Source organism: Arthrobacter sp. LjRoot14 (assembly GCF_964253905.1).
Classification (GTDB): Bacteria; Actinomycetota; Actinomycetes; order Actinomycetales; family Micrococcaceae; genus Arthrobacter.
Window position 1 is genome coordinate 4,541,050 of record NZ_CAXURL020000001.1, and the last position, 17,535, is coordinate 4,558,584.

General features: G+C 66.9%; 14 protein-coding genes. 9 read left to right on the forward strand and 5 right to left on the reverse strand.

Annotated features, from left to right (window positions below; genetic code table 11):
- The first annotated feature begins 148 nt into the window (after window positions 1-148).
- The 3 genes from ACSQ12_RS20580 to ACSQ12_RS20590 all read left to right on the forward strand — a co-directional run bounded on the left by ACSQ12_RS20580 (window position 149) and on the right by ACSQ12_RS20590 (window position 3,561).
- On the forward strand, window positions 149-2,134 hold the full coding sequence (locus ACSQ12_RS20580; protein ID WP_436067037.1) for an MFS transporter: 1,986 nt from the start codon (window positions 149-151) through the stop codon (window positions 2,132-2,134).
- Complete coding sequence (locus tag ACSQ12_RS20585) at window positions 2,131-2,688, forward strand: TetR family transcriptional regulator (RefSeq protein WP_436066718.1); 558 nt, start codon at window positions 2,131-2,133, stop codon at window positions 2,686-2,688. Before ACSQ12_RS20580 ends, ACSQ12_RS20585 begins: the two co-directional genes overlap by 4 nt.
- 378 nt (window positions 2,689-3,066) lie before the next feature.
- Window positions 3,067-3,561, forward strand: a complete 495-nt coding sequence (locus ACSQ12_RS20590) for an FBP domain-containing protein (RefSeq protein ID WP_436066719.1) — start codon at window positions 3,067-3,069, stop codon at window positions 3,559-3,561.
- Window positions 3,562-3,631: 70 nt separating this feature from the next.
- Here ACSQ12_RS20590 and ACSQ12_RS20595 read toward each other — a convergent pair whose 3' ends face one another.
- From ACSQ12_RS20595 to ACSQ12_RS20610, 4 genes are all read right to left on the reverse strand, one after another.
- Window positions 3,632-4,354: a hypothetical protein gene (locus ACSQ12_RS20595; RefSeq protein ID WP_436066720.1), complete on the reverse strand. Its 723-nt coding sequence runs from the start codon at window positions 4,352-4,354 to the stop codon at window positions 3,632-3,634.
- 195 nt (window positions 4,355-4,549) lie between these two features.
- Complete coding sequence (locus tag ACSQ12_RS20600) at window positions 4,550-8,029, reverse strand: ATP-binding protein (protein WP_436066721.1); 3,480 nt, start codon at window positions 8,027-8,029, stop codon at window positions 4,550-4,552.
- A complete protein-coding gene (locus ACSQ12_RS20605; RefSeq protein WP_436066722.1) occupies window positions 8,026-8,877 on the reverse strand; it encodes a DUF4194 domain-containing protein in 852 nt (283 codons plus the stop codon). The genes ACSQ12_RS20600 and ACSQ12_RS20605 overlap by 4 nt, the downstream gene beginning before the upstream one ends.
- Window positions 8,870-10,327 (reverse strand): DUF3375 family protein, encoded by a 1,458-nt coding sequence (locus ACSQ12_RS20610; RefSeq protein ID WP_436066723.1) that lies wholly within the window; start codon window positions 10,325-10,327, stop codon window positions 8,870-8,872. The genes ACSQ12_RS20605 and ACSQ12_RS20610 overlap by 8 nt, the downstream gene beginning before the upstream one ends.
- A 316-nt stretch (window positions 10,328-10,643) precedes the next feature.
- Here ACSQ12_RS20610 and ACSQ12_RS20615 point away from each other — a divergent pair, with 316 nt between their 5' ends.
- The 3 genes from ACSQ12_RS20615 (at window position 10,644) to ACSQ12_RS20625 (ending at window position 13,981) form a co-directional block, all read left to right on the forward strand.
- Window positions 10,644-10,946 carry a hypothetical protein gene (locus ACSQ12_RS20615; RefSeq protein WP_209741987.1) on the forward strand — a complete coding sequence of 101 codons (303 nt, stop codon included), beginning with the start codon at window positions 10,644-10,646 and terminating at the stop codon, window positions 10,944-10,946.
- 64 nt (window positions 10,947-11,010) lie between these two features.
- Window positions 11,011-12,996 (forward strand): acyl-CoA dehydrogenase family protein, encoded by a 1,986-nt coding sequence (locus tag ACSQ12_RS20620; protein WP_436066724.1) that lies wholly within the window; start codon window positions 11,011-11,013, stop codon window positions 12,994-12,996.
- Window positions 12,997-13,150: 154 nt separating this feature from the next.
- Window positions 13,151-13,981 (forward strand): hypothetical protein, encoded by an 831-nt coding sequence (locus ACSQ12_RS20625; protein WP_436067038.1) that lies wholly within the window; start codon window positions 13,151-13,153, stop codon window positions 13,979-13,981.
- Here the strand turns inward: ACSQ12_RS20625 and ACSQ12_RS20630 are convergent.
- Complete coding sequence (locus ACSQ12_RS20630; RefSeq protein WP_436066725.1) at window positions 13,978-14,364, reverse strand: YchJ family protein; 387 nt, start codon at window positions 14,362-14,364, stop codon at window positions 13,978-13,980. The genes ACSQ12_RS20625 and ACSQ12_RS20630 overlap by 4 nt on opposite strands.
- A 226-nt stretch (window positions 14,365-14,590) precedes the next feature.
- On the opposite strand from ACSQ12_RS20630, the gene ACSQ12_RS20635 reads away from it, so the two are divergent.
- The 3 genes from ACSQ12_RS20635 (at window position 14,591) to ACSQ12_RS20645 (ending at window position 17,533) form a co-directional block, all read left to right on the forward strand.
- Window positions 14,591-15,253: a hypothetical protein gene (locus ACSQ12_RS20635; RefSeq protein ID WP_436066726.1), complete on the forward strand. Its 663-nt coding sequence runs from the start codon at window positions 14,591-14,593 to the stop codon at window positions 15,251-15,253.
- 151 nt (window positions 15,254-15,404) lie between these two features.
- Window positions 15,405-16,478 (forward strand): aldo/keto reductase, encoded by a 1,074-nt coding sequence (locus tag ACSQ12_RS20640; protein WP_436066727.1) that lies wholly within the window; start codon window positions 15,405-15,407, stop codon window positions 16,476-16,478.
- Between the two features lie 50 nt (window positions 16,479-16,528).
- On the forward strand, window positions 16,529-17,533 hold the full coding sequence (locus ACSQ12_RS20645) for an aldo/keto reductase family protein (RefSeq protein WP_209741983.1): 1,005 nt from the start codon (window positions 16,529-16,531) through the stop codon (window positions 17,531-17,533).
- The last annotated feature ends 2 nt before the right edge of the window (window positions 17,534-17,535 follow it).

The window sequence follows — 17,535 nt, forward strand, 5'->3', positions numbered from 1 at the left end:
GCGTAACGTAATTGTCTCAATCGGGCCGCCTTGCCCGTTTGGTCCAGGGCCGCGGACCAAAACGTGAGGCTTCACACGCCAAAATTCCTTGAGGGTGCGGGGTGAACAATGGTTCACTTGAAAGACAGTAAACGTGCGTTCACCCCTTGTGGCCGCCTCACGCCCAGAAGGTTCCGCCCTGATGCCCCCATCCCGCAATAGATCCATGTCCCCCGGCGCCATCACGGCCGCCCTTGCGCTGAGCGGCACGGTGGTGGCGCTGATGCAGACCCTCGTGGTGCCGCTCCTTCCGGACTTCCCCGGGATCCTCGGCGTGACGGCCGACGACGCCTCCTGGCTGGTCACCGCCACGCTGCTCTCCAGCGCCGTGGCCACCCCGGTCGTGTCCCGCAGCGCGGACATGTACGGCAAACGGAAAATGATGGTGATCTGCCTCGCCATCATGGTTGCCGGCTCCATCGTGGCCGCCGTGGGGGGAAGCTTCCTCTGGCTCATCGTCGGCCGGGCACTGCAGGGGTTCTCCTCGGCCTTGATTCCCGTGGGCATCAGCATCATGCGCGACGAACTGCCCAAGGAAAAGATGGGGTCCGCCGTCGCCCTGATGAGCGCCACGCTGGGCATCGGCAGCGCCCTGGGCCTCCCGCTGGCCGGGCTGCTATACGAAAGCCTGGGCTGGGAGTCCATCTTCTGGGTTTCCGGTGGTGCCGGCACGCTGCTGCTCGCCGCCGTCGTTCTGGTGGTACCCGAATCCAAGGTGCGCACGCCGGGCCGGTTCGACTATCTCGGCGCAGTGATTCTTTCCGCGGCACTGGCAGCGCTGCTCCTGGGCATCTCCAAGGGCGGATCGTGGGGCTGGAGTTCCGAGCCGGTGCTGCTTCTGTTCCTCGCCGCCGCCATCCTCCTGGCCGCGTGGCTGCCCTACGAGCTGAAGGTCAGCCAGCCGATGGTGGACCTCCGCACCTCCGGCCGGCGCCCTGTCCTCCTGACCAACCTGGCATCCCTGCTGGTGGGCTTCGCCATGTTCGCCAACATGCTGCTGACCACCCAGCAGCTCCAACTGCCCACCTCCACCGGTTACGGTTTCCAGCTGAGCGTGATCACCGCCGGGCTCTGCATGGTTCCCTCCGGCCTGGCCATGGTGGTCTTCGCGCCCGTTTCCGGCGGCATCATCCGGCGGTTCGGCGGGAAGTCGGCGCTGATCGCGGGCGCGGCGGTCATGGTGGTGGGGTACGTGGGCCGCGTCTTCTTCTTCGATTCCATTACCTCGGTGATCATCGGCTCCACGGTGGTCAGCATCGGAACCGCCATCGCCTACGCCGCGATGCCCACCCTGATCATGGGGGCCGTGCCCATCACGGAAACCGCGTCGGCCAACGGCCTCAACAGCCTGGTGCGGTCCATTGGAACCTCGACGTCGAGTGCAGCCGTCGCCGCCGTCCTCACCTCAGTGACCATCACCGTGGGATCGGCCCGGCTGCCGTCCTTCGAGGCATTCAAGGACGTCTTCTGGATGGCGGCACTCGCGTCCGCGGCCTCCATGGTGGCTGCCGTGTTCATCCCGCGCGCCGCGGCCGCAGCCAAGGCCGCGGTCCCTGCGCCGGCCGCCATCGAGCTGGTGGTGCAGGGGCGCGTCCTGACGGCCGACCGCCGCCCGGTCACTCCCGCCGTCGTCACCGTCCTGCAGACAAGCGGCGAACCGGTGGACTGGAGCCGGGTGGACAGCGACGGCAACTATTCCGTGGCGCTGCCCGGAGCAGGCACATACCTGATGGTGGCCAACGCCGCCGGCTGGGCGCCAATGGCGGAGGTGTTCGACTTCGACGGCCGCACGCTCCAGCAGAATTTCCACCTGGAAGACCGCCTGGAACTGGCCGGAACCGCCACCGTGGGAGGCGCTGCCCTCACGGACGCGGTAGTAACCCTGCTGCAGGCCTCCGGCGAGCACGTGGCCACGGTCCGCACCGATTCCAACGGTCGCTATTCACTGCCGCTGCCCTTGGCCGGGCGCTACATCGTGACCTTGCTGAACCCGGCGACCCACCAGGCAATGGCCCGGAAGCTGGCAGTGGACAACCGCTCGGTAACCGCGGACCTGGCGATGGACGCCCCCGCCGGACAGTTGGTGGACGCGTGAGCGCGGCCGTGGTGTCCAGCCGCGACGCCATCCTGGATTCGGCAGGCAGGCTGTTCGGCGAGCGGGGCTACCGCGGCGTGACGGTCCGCGACATCGCCTCCGACGCCGGTGTTTCAGCAGCCCTCGTAATGAAGCTTTTCGGCTCCAAGGAGAAGCTGTTTGCCGCCGCCAAACCGGACGAGTCGCTGCTGTCCGATCTCGATGTCCCGGCCTCCGAGCTGGGTGCGACGCTGGTGTTCCGCGTACTGATGCGCCGGGAGCGCGGGCTGAAAGAGCCGTGGGCCATGCTTCCGTTCACCATCCAGGACTCCCCGACGCCCGACGCCGCCCGCGCAGAAACGCGCGAACGGTACCTCGCGGCCATGGCCACTCTGCTGAAGGATGCGACGCCGGACCGGCGTTACGCCTCCACCGTCGTCGCGCTCATGACCGGCTTTGGCGAGGCGGTGAGGACGCTCGGCATGTTCGACGGCTGGGACTTCGACGACCTGGTGGCCCACTACGGGGCGATTGTGCAGGCGCAGGTCGACGCCTGCGGCGAGACCCGAACGTAACGCTCTCCCACTTCCGGCCGCCTTTTCCCCATCGCTCTCTCACTTCCTGCCGCAGTCCGCGGTTGCCGACGCGTTGCGCATTTGGGAGGATGGCGGGGCGGGCCTCTGGTGCCCGGCAATGAGGAGGTCCGAATCGGACCGCCTGCACAACGAGGGGAATGAGCATGCCGAAGACCGTCGAGGTCATCGCAGCCGCGGGAAGCGGGGCGGCCGGAATGGCCTGCTTTGCGGCCACAGCGACGTCAGCTTTCCCGCGCCGGACCTGCATCTAGCCGTCCGCCAGGCACTTTCCTTCATTGGGCCCTGGTGCGCCCGGATTCAGCTGACAAGAGACCGCTATTCCCCCCGGGGACCCTACGCTTTCGAAAGCTCATTGTCATGCAAAAAATCACTGCCCAGCAGATCCGTTCATCTTTCATCAATGCCAGCCGTTCCGAGGCCGCCAAACTCACCCTGCCCCGGGATTTTGACTCCTTGGACTGGGACAGCCTGGACTTTTTGGGGTGGCGGGACGCCAAGATGCCGCTCCGCGGCTACCTCGTAGTCCCGGGACCCTCGGGGTTAACGGGGATCATGCTCCGCGCTCCGGAGGGCGGAGCCAAGAAGAGCCGGTCCGTATTGTGCGAACTATGCCGCGACGTTTTCTCCAGGGACGACGTCCTGTTGTGGGTTGCCAAACGTGCCGGTCAGTCAGGCCGGAACGGCAACACCATAGGGACGCTGATCTGCGCCGACTTCCTGTGCAGCGGGAACGTCCGCGTGGAACCGCCGGTCAATGAGATCAACCCCGACCCGGCCGCCGTCGTTCTCCGGCAGGTCGACGGACTGATAGCGCGGACGGAACTGTTCATCAACCGGGTCCAGGGACGCTAGGCCGGTCGGGGCGAGGGGCGGGCCAGGCCCTTTCCCACCCGGCCTCCGGCGCGGGGGCCGGCCGGAGAAGTCAGCTGTACGAAATGCTCAACAACAGCGCTTTGAGTGCCTGCCCCTCCGCCCCTGCCAGCCACAACTTTGCTGCCGCGTCGCTGGCGAACGGCTTCTCGATGAACCGGACCTCCGCCACCAGTACCTCGTCCCCGATCTGGATGATCCCGTCAATCCGGGTGCCATCCCCGGCCGCGGGCACTCCTGGCGTCAGGTCCATGCGGTACGTCGCGCTGCCATCCATCCGCTCCACATAGAAGGAGTAGCTGGCGGCAGGAGCAATCTGCCGGCTGAGGCCCGGGACAGGTTCAGACTCGAATACGGTCCTGCTCACCCGGTGGCTCACGGCATCAGCCACCTGCCCGGAATACACAGTGACCTGCTCCGTTCCGCCCGCGTCGAACACGGTCGCGGTGCGGGACAGTGTCGGCTGCCCCGCCCCGGTGAACAGTTCAACCCTCCAGCCGGCCGGGTACTTGAACGACAGGCGCCCGTCCGGGAACGTATACGTCGCGACGCCAGCGGAAACGGGAGCGGACGACGGCGGCCGGGCACCGCTCGTCGTCGGGCCCGCCGTGGCGGGGGCGGATGTTGGGCCTGCCGGCTCCGAGGGTGTGCCGGTACCCGACGGCGATGCCCCTCCGGAGGAAGCCTCCGGGACGGCAGCCCCGCAGCCGGCCAGGCCGAGGGCGGCGGCTATCGCGAGGGCGGCGATGAAGGGGACGCGGCGTGCACAAATCATGACGGTGCCTTCCACGGGGAATCTGTGACGATGCACTACAGAATCGCGCGCAGGGACAGCGCGGCTCCATACCGTCGCCAATAAACCCATCGATTTGTTATCAATGCCGAGAACTGGCCACGACAGGCGACAAGTGCGAGAGCGTCCGCTAAAAACCTGCAGGAAGTGAGAGAGCGTCCTGGTGGGTGGCCGGAGTTAGCGCAGGACGATGTCCACCGGGTTCGCCTCGGAGCGCCAGGTTCCCTCGGTGCCGGCCCGCGGCCCGATGACGGGAGCAGTGAGCACCCCGGAGCGGTTAGTGCGCTTGTCCCGCAGGATCTCCGTGACGGAGCCCAGGTGCCTGGACAGGTCGATCACGTTCTCCGGAGCGGCCAGGAGCAGCTGGAAGCCGAATTCGTGCAGGGCCTTGATCCCCGCGCCGGCGAATTCCTCCGAGGCGAGGACAAAGGCCTCATCCATCATCACTGTGCCGTAGGTGGTGAAGCCCTGCTCGGCGATGCCCAGCTGGTAGCTCAACGCCGCGGCCATGATGAACGCCGTGAACCGCTGACGCTCGCCGCCGGACATGGAACCCGTATCCGCGTGCATGAACACGTCGGTCCGCTTGCCCCTGCCCTTTCCGTGTGACGGCGTTCCCACCACTTCGCGGTGCTCCTTGCACTGGATGAACAGGTGCCCGCGCACATCCAGCACCTCGGCCCGCCAGCGCCGGTCCTCGGGCGTCTGCGAACCCAGCCGCTTCACGAGCGTTTCCAGCGACTTGTAGCGGGTGGTGAGCTCGGCGTCGTCGTCCGTTTCAGGGCCGGAAGCTGACGCTCCCGCAGCGCGCGAGGGCCGCGTGTGCCGCGTCCTGAGCGCATTCTGGATGGCGTCCTTGAACTGCTTCGCGGTGGGCGGCAGGGTCTGTTTGATGTCGAGTTCCAGGAAACTGCCCTCGTGGAAGTTGACCTCGGACAGGATGCCGTTCAGGGGCAGGATGCGGCTGGTGATGGACCGGCGTTCCTCATCCAGCAGGTGCAGCAGCGTGCTGAACGATTCGTGCGTGCGCTGGTTGAAGAACTGCCGGAACTCGGCCTCCTGCGCGGGCAGGCCGTCACTGACGATCGCGTGGTACCGGGCTTCGAACTCCCCGGCGGCGCCGATCGAGGTGCCGTGGTCCGCGGAGATCGCCGTGCCCCATTCACGGACGAATCCTTCGAAGATTCGGGTGAGGCGCTCCGAGGTGGCCTGGCCGCGGGACTCTGCAGCGTGCAGTTCGGCGAGGAGCCGGGTCCGGACCTGGTTGGCAAGGTTGTCCAGCTCATGCATTTCCGTGACGTCGCCAACGCCGCCGAAGTCGGCACAATATTGTTCCAGCGCGGCGACGGTGGCGTCCGACGGCGGTGCCTGGCGCAGGCGGTTGCGCGCCGCTTCCAGCAGCGAATCCGCGGCGGTGAGTTGCTGGTCAAGTGCCTTGTATTCGCTCTGCAGGACCGCCGCGGCCTCGGTGCTGGACTGGTGCTTCTGCCGGGCCGCCTCGATGTTGGCCCGCAGCGGCTCCAGGTCGGCCTGGGCGGCAAGGGCATCCTTGAGGCGCTGCTCGATCTTGCCGAGCTCGTCCTCCGCCACAGCCGCGGAAACCTGCTCCCAGGGCCGGTGGTCCTCGGCGATGCGGCGCAGGGCCTCCAGCTGGCGGGTCATCCCCTGGTGCGACTCTTCGCGGCTTTGCGCGAGTTCGGCCGCCTTCGCCAGTTCCTGCTGCAAGTCCTCCACCTGCGCGGCCACCAGCTCCAGCTTCGAGGCGTTGTCGAAGCCGAGGACGTAGTCCTGCCTGCTGGCGAAGCGGTCGTCCTTCTCCACCGTGTGGCGGTTGCGTTTGACCACGCCGCCCAGGCTCAGGCCCTTGTCCAGCGCAGCGAGTTCGTCCGGATCCTCGACGCAGGGGTAGGCGAAGTCGACCGCGATCCGCTCGCGGATCCACTGCCCGGCGTCGGCCGCGGGCCCGGTGGTGAGGATGTCCAGCTTGCCCAGCAGATCGCCGTCGGCCGCGTCCTCCACGGCCAGGGCACCTCCGGCAAGCGGCTTGGACACGTCCACCGCACGGAGCGCTCCGCGGACGGAGTGATCGTTCAGGTACCGGGTGACGGCGGCGAAGTGCTCGCCGGGAACCAGCAGCGTGGTGGCCAGGTTCCGCAGCGCGCGTTCGGCGGCGGGCCGCCATTGTTCCTGCCCTTCGGCCACGTCGATCAGTTCGCCGCCGAACGGCATCTGCTCCTCCGGCACGCCGGTTGCCGCCGCGATTGCGGTCCGGTTTTCAATGCTCGACGGCGGGAGCAGGGACTTGCGCGTCTTTAGCGAGACGAGTTCCTGCTGGGCCGCCGCAAGCTCACGCTTCTTCGTGGCGTGGCCGTCGAACGCCTCGAAGCGCAGCTCTTTGAGCGCCTCGGAGTCATCCTGCAGTTCAGCCGAGCGGTCGGCGGCGTGGGCGTGCGCCTGCTCCCAGCCCGCGGCCGTCCACTCGAGCTCCAGGCCGGCATCGGCCAACGCCTGCCGCGCTGCTTCCTCCACCTGCTGGCGGAGCTTGAGTCCCACCCGGGCATTCTCCAGCGACTGCTCGATCGCCGAGATCGCGTTGCCGCCCTGGTTGTTGTAGTCCGCCTCGAGCTGGCGAAGGTCCTTGGCCAGGCCGTCCCGGATCGCGCGCTCCGCGGCCAGGTCCTTGGCCTTGGCCTGGGCGAGGTCCTTGTAACGGACCAGGGTCTTTTCGTGGACCGTCACCGCGAGCTGCTGCTTGTAGGCATCGAATTCTTCACCGGCGAGTTCCCGCAGGCGGTTCGCGTCCAGCAGGGACTGCGCGTAGTCCTTGTTGAGGCCCGGCACCGGGGCCAGCTGGTCGCGCTGCTGCCGCACGTCCTCCAGCCGCTGCCGGATGGACATCAGGTTGCTGAATTCCTCGACGACGTCGTCCGCCGCGGCAAGCGTGGCGGGCGCGTCGAGCACCTGGTCCCGGAAGAAGGTGTTGACGCTGCCGCCGAGGCCCTTGCCGGCCTGGATCACGCGGAGTAGCGGCAGGGCCTGGTCCGAGTTGATGCCCAGCAGGCGGCGGAAACGCTCGGCAAACGCCTTGTGCACATCGAAGACCTGCGCGTCCGGAAAGATCGTGTCCAGCGCAGCCTTGGTGAAGCGCTTCTCGGCGATGCCCTCGATCGCCGCAAGGTCCAGCGGCTTGTTGTCGATCAGGTAGTACCGGCCGACACTCGACTCCGTGCCGTTCTTGGGCAGGTCAAAAAGCGCCGATACCGTCACCTTCGTGCCGGCCGCGTTATCGAACGTGAGGGCGACGGCGGACCACGTGGCGCCGGGGCGCTGGAAGGCGCTGGCCGAGCCCTCGCCCACGGCCTTGTCTCCCACCTTGCCGCGCATGTACGTGAACGTGGTGCGCTTGTCCTCAACGGCACCGGAGCGCTGCGCGGCGGCCTCGTTGGAACGCGGCCTCGCATCGAAGACCCGCAGCATGGCGTCAAACAGCGTGGACTTGCCGACGCCGGAGTTGCCGGTCAGCAGGGTTCCGTTGCGGTCCACGTGCATCGTGTGGGCGCCATGGAACGTGCCCCAGTTGACCACCTGGACCAGCGCGAGCCGCATCTGGCCGGGGTTGGTGAGCTCGCCCATCGGCAGCATGGTCGCGATGCTCACTTGGTGTCCTCCGCTTCGTCAGTGTCCTCGTTATCGGTTTCGACAGGCTCAGCCACCGGGTCGCCGTCCAGTTCCAGCAGCGCTTCCGTGCCTGTGGGGTCGGCGGTGGCCGCCACCAGCGCCTCTATGTGGGCGGGGATGTCGCCGATGTTTTCGAAGGGGAGGGCCAGGGGGAGGGCGTTGGAGATGGTGTAGACGTCCTCGAGGCCGGTGGTGATGAGGAGTTGGCGGGCCAGGAGCTTGGTGATGGCGCGGTTGACGACGTCGGAATCCCGCAGGGCGTCCTGCTGGCCGGACGGCTGGTAGTGGGCCACCAGCTCGGCGATTTCTTCCTTCGTGATCGTGGGGTCCGTCTGGGCCGTGACGTGGCGGTCCAGCAGGAGCCGCAGGCGCAGCAGCACGATGGTTTCCACCCGGCTGAGCGCACGCTGCTGGCGCAGGATGCTGGAGCGGGTGCTGCCGCCGATGGCTTCGGGATCCACCGGACGCAGCACTGCCACCTTTCGTTCGTGGTCAAGCTGCAGCGTCAGGAACAGCTCGGACAGGCGGCTGCGCAGGATCAGCTGGTTGTCCAGCAGCGTAGTCCAGAGTTTCTCGTCCCGGCCGCCGTCGACGTAGGGGCCTTTCAGCAGCTTCACCAGGGCCTGGCGGACCTTCATCGGCAATACGCCGGTGTCCCCCGGGAACAGCGCTGCGCCGTCGACGAAGGTGTCCTTGGGCGTGACCGCGAAGGGGACGCCGTGGATGTGTTCGGGAGCGGGGTGGGCTTCCGGGGTCTCTACGGGCTCGACCACCGGCACTTCGGGCTCGACGGCGGCATCCGCCGTCGTCGTAATCTCTTCAGTCATGCGAATCCTTCTTGAGGGTGACCACCGGCAGGAATGCCTTGCGGGTGGTTCCGTCTATCTGTTCGAAGTCGATGGCGTCCCAGCCGGCGCGGTCGAAGCCGGCGCCGTCGTGCAGGGCATGGGACAGCAGCGCGCGGATGGAGTTGATGTGGCGTTCCTCCGGCGGAAGCTGCTCCCATGCCTCCGGCAGGGTGGCCGCCCCGGCGAGCGCGGCGCGGATGGCTGCCGGCTTGGCCTTCCCGGTGCGCGGCGAGCGCACGCGGTCCGAGTCGCTGAAGGCGATGGGGTCGGCAAGCTTGGGGGGCGCCGCGAACTCGTCGGGGTCGAAGAGCTTGACCATCGACAAGGATTCGAAACCCGCGTTAAAGAGCACGGGTCCGGGCACCAGGCCGGGGCGTTCCCGTTCATAGGGCAGCGAGCGGATGGCCTGTTCAGCCTCCCGGAGCACCTTCCGCAGCCGCACGGACTGGCGGAAATCATCGCTCTGGACGTAGGTGTTGAGGCTTTCGCTGAGCTTGCCGTAGATCCGCTGGATCTGGCTGTGCTGGGTCCGCAGCTCAGCGACCAGGTTCTTCAGTGTTTCGCGGTCCTCATGGCTGAGGTCGTCCGCGAACTGCCGGCTGAGCACCTCGCCGATTGCGGAACGGAACCGCAGCTGCTGCTGGGGGTCCTCCAGGAATGCCGTGAATGAGCGGAACGTCCTGCCTTCGGGGCTTTGCCGGAGGCGTTTGTCCGCTTCCAGCACCTGCGCCATGGTGGCGCCCTTGCTGAGCGACTCCTCGATGATCTGGTTGCGGAGCCCGCCCACCAGTTCCTCGATCCGGTCACGCATCTTCTTGTAGTCCGCCGGCAGGCTGGCGGCGAGGTCCAGGATGTTTCCTGCGGCCTCCACCGCTTCGTCATCGTCCAGCAGTCCGTCGAAGTCCCCGGAGCTGATGTCCTGGATGAGCTGCTGCCGCTCCTCGATCTCATCCTCGAGCGACTCCAGCCGGGCACTCTGGTCGGGGTTGGTCTCGTTGGCGAGTTTTTCTACGTCGCCCAGCAGCGTCCCGAGCCGGGAACCGTTCAGCGTGGAGCGTTCGCTGGAGAGGCTGTCCAGGAAGGCGAGGACGCGGGCCGCGGGCTCGGTGACTTCGTAGACGATCTGCCCCGACTGGTTGCGGCGGGTCAGGAAGTTCTTACGGGTCCATTCGTCGCCGAAGGATTTCCCGTTGGCCATTCCGCCCAGTCCGGGGTCCTGGCGGCGGAGCTGCTCGAGAAAAGCATCGACGTCGGCATGGAACTGTTCCAGCGGAAGCTGGGGACGGGTTCGGGTGAAGGAAGCCTGCAGCACAGCGATGACCCACGGCGCGGACCGGGTGAGCGCCCAGGCAGGTCCTTTGGTGAGGAGTTCGAGGTCCCGGAGCCGGGCGCTGATCGCGTCCGCGGTGGACGGGGCGGATCGGGACACGCACTCTCCTTCAGCTGCCACAGGACTGGTCGGGCAGCGGAAAACCCGAAAACTGCCAACTACAAGGTTAACGCAGTGCCCCGGGCGGCAGGTCCGGCTCAGTTCCTGGCCACCTCCCACCCCGCCCTTCTGTTACGCGTGTTACTGGTGGGGTTTCAGTGACCGCGCCGTGACCTACGCACCGGTAGCATTTCGATCCCGTATCAACCCCTCCGCCACGGCGCGCTGAGTCTGGCTGACCGCGCCGCCCGCACCCTACGCTCGTGCTACTCGATCCATCCAATTGATCCATCCAGGCAATGACGCAGGGGGAACCATGCAGTTCGATCTCAGTGCAGTTGAAACAGGCACGTTCGTGTTCATCGGAACGCTGGTGTTTGGAATGCTGATCGTGGGCTTCATGATGACGGCCGGATTCCTGGCCATGGTGCTCGTGGGCGTGGGCCGGTTGGCCTGGTTCATCGTTGCCGGCACCCTGGTGGGATTGGTCCACGGCATCAACCACCTGTGGGACCGGATGGTGCACCACGCCTCCACCGTGGAACTCCCCGGGGACTTTCAGGGGCAGCCTGCCCCTAGCACGGGAACTTACCCGCGGGTAGCATTGAGGGACAGCTGAAGGGTTCCCCACCCGAGGCGGACCCAGGGCTCGAGCCGGCCACCCCGGTTAGAGGAGATGCCCCGTGAGCTCTGCCACTGACAGTCCAGCCGCCGATGTTCCCGTAGCGCCCGACAAGATCGGGCCGGAAGCCACCGAGGCCGACGCCCGCGCCATCACCGAGGCCGCCCGCGAAACCTCCTGGGACCGGCCCAGCTTCGCCAAGGGTTTGTACCTCGGCAGTTTCGATCTTTCACTCATCCATCCCTGGCCCGAAGCCAGGGCCGAGGACGTGGAACGCGGCGAAGAGTTCATGGCCCGCCTCACCGCCTACTCCAGGACCATGTCCGGCCGGGTGATCGAGCGGAACGCAAAAATCCCGGACGAATACATCGCGGGCCTGGCAGGGCTGGGCGTCTTCGGCATGAAGATCCCCCGCGAGTATGGCGGCCTGGGCCTCTCCCTCGTGTACTACGGCCGCGCTCTTGCCCTGCTGGGTTCGGTGCACCCGAGCCTCGGGGCGCTGCTCTCCGCGCACCAGTCCATCGGCGTCCCTGAGCCTGTCAAGGTGTTCGGCACTGCCGGGCAGAAGCGGGAGTACCTTCCACGCTGCGCCGCCGGCGCCATCACGGCATTCCTGCTGACGGAGCCCGACGTCGGGAGCGACCCCGCCCGGATGGGCAGCACCGCAGTTCCCACGGACGACGGCGATTCCTACGTTCTGGACGGCGTCAAACTGTGGACCACCAACGGCGTGATCGCCGAACTGGTGGTGGTCATGGCCCTGGTCCCGGAGCACAGGGATTCCGACGGCACCGTCCACAAGGGCGGCATCAGCGCCTTCGTGGTGGAAATGGATTCCCCCGGCATCACGGTGGAAAACCGCAATGCCTTTATGGGGCTGCGCGGCATCGAAAACGGGGTGACGCGCTTCCACCAGGTGCGGGTCCCCGCGGCCAACCGGCTCGGGCGGGAAGGCCAGGGCCTGAAGATCGCCCTCACCACCCTGAACACGGGAAGGCTTTCCATTCCGGCCCTCTGTGTGGCGTCCGGCCGGTGGAGCCTGAAGATCGCCCGCGAGTGGTCCAACGCGCGCACCCAGTGGGGGCGGCCGGTGGGCAAGCATGAAGCAGTGGGCAAGAAAATCGCCTTCATCGCCGCGAGTGCCTTCGCCTTGGACGCCGTGTTCGAGCTGTCTGCCGAAATGGCCGACGCCGGCCAGAAGGACGTCCGGATCGAGGCCGCCCTCGCCAAGCTCTGGTCCACGGAGATCAGCTGCCGGATAGCTGACGAGCTGGTGCAGATCCGCGGCGGCCGCGGCTTCGAGACGGCGGATTCGCTGGAGGCGCGCGGCGAGCGCGCCGTGCCGGCCGAACAGCAGCTCCGTGACCTCCGGATCAACCGCATCTTCGAGGGGTCCTCGGAAATCATGCGGCTCCTCATTGCCCGCGAGGCGGTGGATGCACACCTCGCCGCCGCCGGGGACCTTGCCTCCGCGGATGCCAGCCTGTCCGACAAGGCCAGGGCCGCCGTCGGCGCTTCAGGTTTCTACGCTAAGTGGCTGCCCAAGCTGGTGGCGGGTGCCGGGATGGACCCGCGGTCCTACACCGAGTTCGGCCGGCTCGCCAAGCAGCTGCGCTTCGTGGAGCGGTCCTCGCGGCGGCTGGCCCGCCAGACGTTTTACGGGATGGGCCGGTGGCAGGCGAAGCTGGAGCACAAACAGGCGTTCCTTGGCCGGATCGTGGACATCGGCGCCGAGCTGTTCGCCATGGCGGCCTGCTGTTCGCGGGCTGAAGGCATGCTCCACACTGCGCCCGAGCAGGCCGCCACCGCATACGAACTCGCCGAAGCCTACTGCGAACAGGCGCGGGTCCGCGTCGACGAGTACTTCGACCAGCTCTGGCGGAATACGGACGACGCCGACCGCGCGCTCACGGAGAGGGTTCTCGCCGGCGACTACACCTGGCTGGAGGCAGGGGTCCTGGACCAGTCCGAAGGCACCGGGCCATGGATCGCCGACGCGTCTCCCCGGGCATCCGTGAAAGAGAACCTGCACCGCAAATACCGCTGATTCACGCTGGTTTTTGCGCCGCCCCAGATGCTAAGCATCCTTGCTACCACCGGTGTGCCGTGGTTAGGTGGTGGGAAGAGCACCATGCACGTCTCCGCAAAACGGTGGCCGGCCCAAACAATGGTCCCGGTCCGATCGATGAAAGCGAGAACGCCTGATGAGCACAGTAGGGCCCGAAGACAGACAGTCCCGACGCGCCCGCGGCGAGGCCACCGACGGCCTCGCCGCCAGCCGGGCGGACCGTAACGGCGTGGAAGACAGGCTGGAGGGCCGGCGGAGTTACGCTGACGCTGTGCGTCCCGCCCGCAATGACGACGCGGTCACGGATTACGACGACGACACCCGCGCCTATCCGGTGCCTGTTACAGCCGAACCCGCTGTTGTTGCCGACCCGAATGCCGCCACCCGCGAAACCGTGGTTGCCCGCGAGAAGGAGCAGTTCGGCGGGATCAAGATCGGCTCCGCTTTCTTTGGCTGGCTGGCAGCGACGGGAACGGCCGTTTTGCTGACGGCCCTGGTCGCGGCAGCCGGGACAGCAGTCGGGCTCGCCACCAGCACCGACGTCAACGAAGCCGTGAACCAGGCGTCCGCAGACCAGACCGTGGGACTGGTGGGAATTATCGTGCTGCTGGCCATCCTCTTTGTGGCCTACTACTGCGGCGGCTACGTGGCCGGACGCATGGCCCGCTTCAACGGCGCCAAACAAGGATTCATGGTGTGGGTCTGGGCCGTGATCTTCGCCATCCTTGTTGCGCTGCTGGCCATGATCGCCGGCGAGCGCTTCAACATCCTGGCGAACCTCAACAGCTTCCCGCGGATTCCGGTCAACGAAGGACAGCTGTCCACCACCGGAATTACCGCCGCCATCGTGGTGGCCGTGGTTGCCCTGATTGGTGCGGTGGTGGGCGGCATGGCCGGCATGCGGTTCCACCGCAAGGTGGACCGCGCCGGGTTCACTCCGGTTGAAGCTGACGCCGACCGCTAAGGCGTAGCCTCGTCGACGTAGTACCAGCGGCTGTCCACCCGCAGGAACCGGCTGGTTTCGTGGTGGACTCCCCGCTCGCCGTCGTGCCGGAAGTGGGCCTTGAACTCAACGGTCCCTTCCGAATCCAGCGGTCCGCCGCGGACGGTCGAGACAATGTCCAGCCGGCGCCACTCCATGGCCGGATCCAGGTCGAGTTCCGCAGGCCTGGTATCCGGATGCCAGGTGCGGAGCAGGTAGGCGGCGTCCTGCACCGCGAAGGCGCTGTACCGGGAGCGCATGAGCTGTTCCGCGGTGGGGGCTTCGGCGTCGCCGCTATGGAACCGGCCGCAGCAGTCCGCATACTGTTCACCGGACAGGCACGGGCAGTTTCCGGGGTAGGGCACGGATAGTCCTTTCGGGATGGCCGGGGGCCGTCCATTGGCTGCCTCCGACTATATGCCGGACAGGGCCGGGACCGGCTGTGTCATATCCGATAACAGCTTCGACACAACCCCGTTGCGGGACTCGATGCGGGCGTGTTGCCCGGCAAAAGTCCGTATTGTTAAGGGGTGCTTATCGGCGGGTGGCTACGGCCCGTACACAGGCGCTGCAGGCCGTGAGGAGAGGTAAATGGAAGATCCCACCACCATTGCCCTGAACCTGACCTTTTTTGGCACGCTCGGTGTGGCCTTCGTCATGTTCATCGGACTCTTCCTCGTCTTCGTGGCCACCCTGCTGATTGCGGGGCTGGGCCGGCTGGTAGCCGTCACCGTCATGGCGTTGTTCGGCCGCCGCCCCGCGCGGTCGCCCCGACCCGCCCGGTCGCCTGCGGAAAACGCCGGCCGCGTGCCGCGCCGGACATTCAGCCCGAAGAAGGGCCTTGGGTCCGTCGCACGCAAAACGAAGCTGCGCGGCGCAAAGGAACACCCGGCGGGCACCAGCATTCCCCGCCGGGAAACTCCCGCCCTTGCCGGTGACTGGGCGGCGGCCGTCGCGCGGGCAGACGCCCGTGCTGCCGCCCGGGCCCAGGCCGCGGCACCGCCCGAGGTGAAAGTCACCGTGCGTGATCTCCCCAGCCCGGATGCCCCGGTGGAAGACGTCAGCGCGGTCGCGCCCCTTGTGGAGTCCGCCACGGACCAGCACGCCACCGTCAAGGCCATCCCGCGCTCCTTCGAGAAGCCGCCTGCACCGGGACGGATGGCCATGCTGGACACCGGCTCACTGGTTTCCCTTGCCGGCCATCCAGGCGCGCTGAAAGGCATCCCGCCGGCTGAGCACCGCCGCGCCGGCTGATTCACAATTCGTCATTGACGGCCCCTGCGTTACCCCGGACTACGCAGGACTAAGAAGTGCTTCGCCAGCGGCCTTTGCCCGGCCGATTTTGTGTAGCCTCGTGACGATCCACAGCAATCGGCCGTGGGAGTCAAACGTGAGGAAACCGGGAATGAGCCTCAACCAGCTAAGGGTGTTCGGGCGCAGCGGGACATTGATCAGCCCGCTCACTTTGGGGACCATGAACTTCGGCGAAGGCGCACCGGCAGACCCGGCGGCCGCCGGCGGAGCAGCCCAGGGGTATGCGCCAACTGGCGCCGACGAAAGCATCCGCATCATCAACGCTGCCCTGGACGCCGGCATCACCGCCGTGGACACGGCGGACGTCTACTCCCAGGGGCAGAGCGAGCAGGTGGTGGGCCGCGCCCTGAAGGGCCGCCGCGACGATGTCTTCATTGCCACCAAATTCCACGGCCAGATGAGCGCCAACCCGGCCCACTCCGGCAATTCGAGGCGCTGGATCATGCAGGCAGTGGAGGGCAGCCTCCGCCGCCTGCAGACGGACCGGATCGACCTGTACCAGGCGCACCGTCCTGACTACAACACCGACGTCCTGGAAACCATCACGGCACTGAACGACCTCATCCGCCAAGGCAAGATCCTCTACTACGGAACGTCCGTGTTCACCCCGGCGCAGCTGGTGGAGGCCCAGTGGCTGGCAACCACCAACCACCTCATCCCGCCCGTCGCCAACCAGGTCCCCTATTCCATGCTGGTCCGGGGCACCGAGCGCGATGTCCTGCCGATCGCCCAGCAGTACGGGCTCGGAGTGCTGGCCTACGGTCCGCTGGCCGGCGGCTGGCTTTCCGGGAGCTTTGTCCTGGATGCCGGGAGGCCGCCCACGCGTGTCCACTCGCTTCCCGGGCGGTACGACATTTCCGGCCCGGCGAGCGAGCGCAAGCTGCACGCCGCAGATTCCCTGGCCAGGCTGGCGGACAAGCTGGAACTTCCGCTGGTGGACCTGGCCGTCGGCTTCGCACTGAACCATCCGGCTGTCAGCAGCGTGATCATTGGCCCGCGGAGCGAGGAACACCTGCACGCCTACCTGAAGGCCGCGGACACGGTGCTGGACGAATCCGTACTGGACGCCATCGACGAGTTGGTGCCCCCGGGCACCAACTTCGTGGAGCGGGACGCCGGCGCCGTGGTCCCCTCCCTGGAGTACGCGGAGCTCCGGCGAAGGTAGCTTGAGGAAAGCCCTTACCCTGAGCAACCAAGTGGGCTACGGTGAAAACCATGGAATTCAGATACCTCGGCAACAGCGGCTTCAAGATCTCCGAAATCACGTTCGGCAACTGGCTCACGCACGGCTCCCAGGTGGAGAACGATGTGGCCACCCAGTGCGTGCGCGCGGCACTGGACGCGGGAATCAGCACATTCGACACCGCGGACGTCTACGCCAACACGGCGGCGGAGAAGGTCCTGGGCGAGGCCTTGAAGGACGAGCGCCGTGAGTCCCTGGAGATTTTCACCAAGGTGTTCGGCCCCACCGGGCCCAAGGGCCACAATGATGTGGGACTGTCCCGCAAGCACATCATGGAGTCCATCAACGGCTCCCTGACGCGCCTCCAGACCGACTACGTGGACCTTTACCAGGCCCACCGCTATGACTACGAGACGCCGCTGGAAGAGACCATGCAGGCGTTCGCCGACATTGTCCGGCAGGGCAAGGCACTGTACATCGGCGTCAGCGAATGGACGGCCGATCAGATCAGGGACGGCCACGCCCTCGCCAAGGACCTGGGGTTCCAGCTGATCTCCAACCAGCCGCAGTACTCCATGCTGTGGCGGGTCATTGAAGCCGAGGTGGTCCCGACATCCGAAGAGCTGGGCCTGTCCCAGATCGTCTGGTCCCCCATGGCCCAGGGCGTGCTGAGCGGCAAGTACCGGCCGGGGAAACCGGCCCCGGAAGGAAGCCGCGCCACGGACACCAAGGGCGGCGCCCGGATGATCGAACGCTGGATGTCCGACGAGGTCCTGAGCGGAGTGCAGCAGCTCAAGCCGATCGCGGAGGAGGCCGGGCTGACCATGGCCCAGTTGAGCATCGCGTGGGTGCTGCAGAACAAGAACGTGGCCTCGGCGATCATGGGGGCGTCCCGTCCCGAGCAGATTGCCGGCAACGTGGCGGCCGCCGGCGTCAAGCTGGACCAGGCCATCATGGACAAGATCGACGACGCCATCGGGTCCCTGGCCGAACGGGACCCGGCCCAGACCAAGTCGCCCGCGTCCCGGGAGGCCTAGCC